The organism is Flintibacter sp. P01028, from assembly GCF_041925235.1.
Classification (GTDB): Bacteria; Bacillota; Clostridia; order Oscillospirales; family Oscillospiraceae; genus Lawsonibacter; species Lawsonibacter aceti.
Map to the genome: position 1 here is coordinate 1 of NZ_JBHEVC010000022.1, position 4,188 is coordinate 4,188.

Annotated in this window: 3 protein-coding genes; all 3 read left to right on the forward strand. The window is 57.0% G+C overall.

Annotation, left to right across the window (positions count from 1 at the left end):
• Positions 1–2: 2 nt before the first annotated feature.
• The gene (locus tag ACEVJK_RS14365; RefSeq protein ID WP_240286626.1) at positions 3–1,289 is read left to right on the forward strand and encodes an aminotransferase class III-fold pyridoxal phosphate-dependent enzyme; all 1,287 of its coding nucleotides are present in this window, start codon (positions 3–5) and stop codon (positions 1,287–1,289) included.
• Positions 1,290–1,326: 37 nt separating this feature from the next.
• A complete protein-coding gene (locus ACEVJK_RS14370; protein WP_186853521.1) occupies positions 1,327–2,697 on the forward strand; it encodes an aldehyde dehydrogenase family protein in 1,371 nt (456 codons plus the stop codon).
• A 319-nt stretch (positions 2,698–3,016) separates the two neighbouring features.
• Positions 3,017–4,188: acetyl-CoA hydrolase/transferase family protein (locus tag ACEVJK_RS14375; protein WP_374740896.1), on the forward strand; the 1,172-nt coding region annotated here is incomplete at its 3' end.

Genomic DNA, 4,188 nt, shown 5'->3' on the forward strand with positions numbered 1-4,188 from the left:
TTATGACTCAGCATGAGAGAAGCAAGGTACTCCTGCCCCCAATGGCGATGCACGCGGAGACAACGCCCTGTGTTGTAAGGGGAGAAGGCTGTTATCTGTATACGGAGGATGGCCGGAAGATTCTGGATATGGCATCCGGTATTGCCACGAACGCCCTCGGCCACTGCCACCCCAAGGTGATCGCTGCCGCTGAGAAGCAGCTGCATACTCTGATCCACGCCGGACATAACATTCTGTACTATGAGCCCTATACTACTTTGATGGAGAAGCTGGTGGAGAAGACCGGCAATAAGTACAAGGTGTATTTCTCCAACTCCGGAGCTGAGGCCAACGAGGGCGCCATGAAGCTGGCGAAGTACGCAACCCAGCGTCCTGTCATCATCTCCATGAAAAACGCCTTCCACGGCCGTACCATGGCAACCGCGACTATTACCACTTCCAACGCTGCCTACCGCAAGAACTACGAGCCCATGATGCCCAGCGTCTACTTTGCCGAGTATCCCTATCTGTTCCGGACTCCCTACAAGATGGAGGACGGCAAGTGCCCCAAGGAGTATTTCACTCAGTTTGATGAGATCTTCAAGAAGATCGTGGATCCCTCTATGGTAGCGGCGATCATGATGGAGCCTGTTCAGGGCGAGGGCGGCTATGTGGTCCCCCCAGTGGAGTGGCTGAAGTATGTCCGTGAGCTGTGTGACAAACACGGCATCATGCTGATCTTTGACGAAGTCCAGACGGGCTTTGGCCGCACCGGCAACCTGTATGCCTGGCAGACTCTGGGCGTAGAGCCTGACATTTTTACCTCCGCGAAGGCCATCGCTGGCGGCCTGCCTCTGTCCGCTGTCTTTGGCAAGAAGGAGATCATGGACAAGTGGGCCAAGGGCGCTCACGGCGGAACCTACGGCGGCAACCCCGTTTCCTGCGCGGCCTCCCTGGCGGTTCTGGAAGAGCTGTATGAGGGCGGCGTCCTTGAGAATGTGAAGAAGATGGGCGAAGTTGTCCGCGGCAAGTTCTATGACCTGCAGAAGAAGTACGATGTCATTGGGGATGTGCGCGGCCTGGGCCTGATGAACGCCATCGAGTTCGTTAAGCCTGAGGACAACGCTCCCGACGGGGCCCTGTGCGCCGCCGTCCAGGCTGAGGCTTTGAAACGTGACCTGCTGCTGCTCAACTGCGGCGCCGACCACAACAACATCCGCCTGATCCCCCCGCTGAATGTGGATGAGGCCACTCTGGATACCGTGTTCCAGATTATTGATGAGTCCATTGCCGCGGCACTGAAGGGCTGAGAAACTGATTATAGGATACAATTAGGAGGTCACTATCGTGGATACACAGGAATATCTGCAGTCGCTGGTAGACGCCGCGCGCGCGGCCCAGAAGGAATTTGAGAAGATGAGCCAGGAGCAGGTGGACGCTGCCGCCAAGGCGATTGGCAAGGCGATTTATGACCATGCGGAGGAGCTGGCCAAGATGGCGGTGGAAGAGACCCGGATGGGGCGCGTGGACAGCAAGATCGCCAAGTGCAAGAACAAATCCAAGAGCACCTGGTGGCGCATGAAGGACCAGAAGAGCCGCGGGATCATTGAGCGGGACGAGGTCAACGGTATTATGAAGGTCGCCAAGCCCATCGGCGTAGTGGGCTGCGTCACCGCTACCACCAACCCCGTCATCAACCCCATGCACAACTCCATGTGCGCTCTGAAGTGCGGCAACGCCGTCATTATCTGCCCCCATCCCCGCGCGAAGGGCGTCGGCGTCCGGGCGGTTGAGCTGATGAACGAGGCGCTGGATAAGCTGGGTATGCCCAAGAACCTGATCCAGATTATTAAAGAACCTACTATGGAGCTGTCCGCCGGCCTGATGAAGACCGTGGATCTGTGCATCTGCACTGGCGGCCCAGGTCTGGTAAAGGTGGCTTACTCCTCCGGGAAACCGGCTTTGGGTGTCGGCCAGGGCAATGTTCAGGTCCTGGTGGACCGGGATGTGGACTATGACGAGGTAGCCAAGATGGTCATCGCGGGCCGCACTTTTGACAATGGCGTTCTGTGTACCTGTGAGCAGAACGTGATCTGTCCCAAGGATAAGGTAGATGAGATGGTGGCCGCGCTGAGAGCGAATGGCGCTTACTACATTGACAACCAGGCCGATGCCGACAAGGTCCGCAACAGCGCTTTCCCCGACGGCGTATTCAACAAGGAGTGGACTGGCACCACGATCCAGCAGATGGCTGATTTGGCCGGTCTGGAGGGGATCCCTGAGGATACCAAGGTCCTGGTATGCTGCACCAAGGGCTATGCCCGTCAGGAGGTCCTGGCGAAGGAGAAGCTGTTCCCCATGCTGGCGCTCTTTACCTACGACACCTGGGAGGAGTGCATGGAGATCGCCCGGGCCAACCTGGAGATGGAGGGCATGGGCCACAGCGTGGTCATCCACTCCAACAACACCGAGCATATCGAGGCTGTTCCCACCGTCGTCAACGTGTCCCGCTATGCAGTCAATCAGGTAGGCGGCACCGCTCTGGGCGGCGCTATGGACAACGGTCTGAATCCCACCACCACGCTGGGCTGCGGCACCTGGGGCAACAACGCCATCAGCGAGAACCTGTGGTTCACCCACCTGATGAATGTGAGCCGCATTTCCTATAAGGTCCCTGATATGTACATCCCCACTGATGAGGAAATTTGGGCGGACTGATCTCTTTTTTCAATATTAGAGTATTCTTGACCACAATAGTTCCCCAATTTCTTCTGTCTGGGTACTTTACGGAAAAGTCCGGCTTCATGTTAGCCGGACTTTTCCGCGTTAGAGAAATGAATGGTGTTTGTTGAAAAATAGGTAAAAAATATTTCTGAGGTAGGCATGGGCAGCAAAGAGCTTGACAGATTGATTATACTTAAATGGGACAACAGGGGCAGAATGTTTGGACCATAATGATATGAGGATCAAGGAGAGTATCGAGGCTCATGAGGCGCTTCAGAAATATTGCGATGTATATTTTGGAAGGAGAGAAAAGATGGTACAAAACTATATGAGTAAATTTGTTACTCCCGAAGTGGCGGCAAAAGCGGTTCGATCCGGCGACTGGGTAGATTACGGCTTTGGCGCGGGCTTTCCCGAACTGATGGACCGGGCGCTTGCGGCGAGAAAAGAGGAGCTGAAGGATGTCAAGATCCGGGGCGGCCTGGTGATCCGGCCCCGGATCGAGGTGGTGGAGCGCGACCCGGAGCAGTCCGCGTTCACCTACTACAGCTGGCATATCGGGGACTATGAGCGGAAGCTGCAGAGCAGAGGGCTGGTGAAGTTTCTGCCTATGATGCTCCGGGCCCTGCCGGAGCTCTACCGGAGCTATATCAGGGTCGATGTGGCCTTCGTCCCTGTGTCCAAACCGGATGGGGACGGCTACTGCGGCCTGGGAATTTCCAACTATGCCTGGCGGACGATTTTTGAAAACGCGCGTACGGTGATCTTTGAGATCAATGAGCGGCTGCCCAAGCTTCAGGGGGTCAACGGCTCCCACCGCGTCCACCTGTCGGAAGCCACGTATGTCGTAGAGGGGGTCCATGAACCGCTGCCTCTGCGTACCTATAAGGACCCCTCGCCGGTAGATATCCAGATTGCCCGCAATGTGGTGGCGGAGATCCCGGACGGGGCCGTGCTGGGGCTGGGCGTAGGCGGCGTTCCCTTCACTGTGGCCAAGATGCTGGCGGAATCCGACCTGAAGGACCTGGGCTGCTGGACAGGCACTATCAGCGATGCCTTCCTGGCGATCCACAAGGCGGGAAAGCTGACCAACGCCCGCAAGGAGGTGGATGCCGGTTACTCTACCTGGAACCTGGCGATGGGCTCTCAGGAGCTGTATGACTGGCTGGAAAATGAGCCGGAGCTGTTCTATCCCGGCGATGTGGACCATGTCCATTCCCCGGAACGCATGGGGAAGATGAGCAATTTCATCAGCATCAATGGAGGTGTTCAGCTGGACTTGATGGGACAGGAGAACGCCGAATCGGCGGGCAGCAGGCAGCTGTCCGGCATAGGCGGCCAGATGGACTTTCTGGAGGGCGCCTTCCGCTCCAGGGGCGGCCGGGGCTATATCTGCATCAATTCCTCCAGGAGGGACAAGGAGGGCAATCTGAGATCCAACATTGTTCCCACCATTCCGGGGGGCAGCACCATATCTGTCCCCCG